We start from the raw sequence: 1,155 nt of genomic DNA, 5'->3' as shown, positions 1-1,155 counted from the left end.
TAGAGAACGCTACTCCAGATCTAACGATTGACGAGCGCGAGACCTTAAAATCTAGACTCCTAGAAACCACTGTTCCCACGCATCGGCCGTTCTATTTATGGTAGTGAATGGGATGAAGGCTGGTCCAAGGAACAAAAGGTAGCATCTCGTCAATATTTCAAGCGGTATTTCACGTATAGCGTACCATTAGGTGATGTACCAGATGCTCACATTGCTGGGCTGTGTGAGGCAGTTCCGTCTGCCTCCGGAACTGATAGACGTGCTTTGCTCGAAGCATTCGCGATACGACAAGCGTTACCACGACTTATTACGAGGCTGCGGCAAAAGGAAAGTTCAATGACGCAAGAGCAAGCATCAGCCCTTATTTCTACATTTGCATTAAATGGAGATCTGCTTCCACGAGAGCGAGGCATGATGGTAGTCGCGGACACACGAGCTAAAGCTGGAATGTTAATTGCGGGGTTATTAAGGCAAATACCAGTCGGTGTTGACCGCCAAAAGGAAGCTGAGCATCTATTCAACTCAGTAACACCCATTGGATTTGCGTTGGAATGTTTTCGATGGGTACGCCACTACGAGAATAAGTCAGAAGAAAATCGAGTTCTAACAGGCGAGGGTGAAGTTCTGGTTAAATCTATCCTCACCCGTCGTATAGCAGAGGCAGACCAAGATTCGCCACTCTTTTTAAGCCACCCTAAAGATGCCCCATCATTATATTGGGCTTGGATTGATGGATGCACGCTATCTGCCGTTCGTAGAATATTGGAGTCTCACTTTAACTCGAAGCCTGAACAGCTAGATGATTTCTTGGCATGTTACGTTGGAGAGGCCTGGGGGGTAGAAAGTGGCCTTCCAAGACCAGCGGATTTTTCGAGAAATCAGTATGACTCCGTATGTGCTTTAATTTCTGCGGATTTCATCGTAGAAAACTTGCGTCTTCGTTATGGTGCAGAGTTAGAAACGCCTCAAGACTATCCTTCCGAAGCTATGGCTCAGCCTCGCCGCGTTGCTCATCAGTTCATGAGCGTACATCAGCATGTAACATAGGAAGGAACCACATAACTAACCAGATTAGCTTTTTTAATTAGTCGGCAAATATCTAGACTGGCTGGAGCTAAGTCAGGATTGATCTCCGTTATAAGGAAGTGCATTTGG

Annotated in this window: 1 protein-coding gene; it reads left to right on the top strand. The window is 46.3% G+C overall.

Translation table 11 applies throughout. The features are described from left to right. Positions 1-336: 336 nt before the first annotated feature. Positions 337-1,047, top strand: a complete 711-nt coding sequence (locus HT737_RS30180) for a hypothetical protein (RefSeq protein ID WP_182404651.1) — start codon at positions 337-339, stop codon at positions 1,045-1,047. Positions 1,048-1,155: the final 108 nt, after the last annotated feature.

Origin of the sequence: Pseudomonas sp. MD195_PC81_125 (genome assembly GCF_014060985.1) — a bacterium.
Taxonomy (GTDB): Bacteria; Pseudomonadota; Gammaproteobacteria; order Pseudomonadales; family Pseudomonadaceae; genus Aquipseudomonas; species Aquipseudomonas parakoreensis.
Note: the sequence above shows the minus strand (reverse complement) of the source record. Positions and strands in the feature narration are given on the sequence as shown.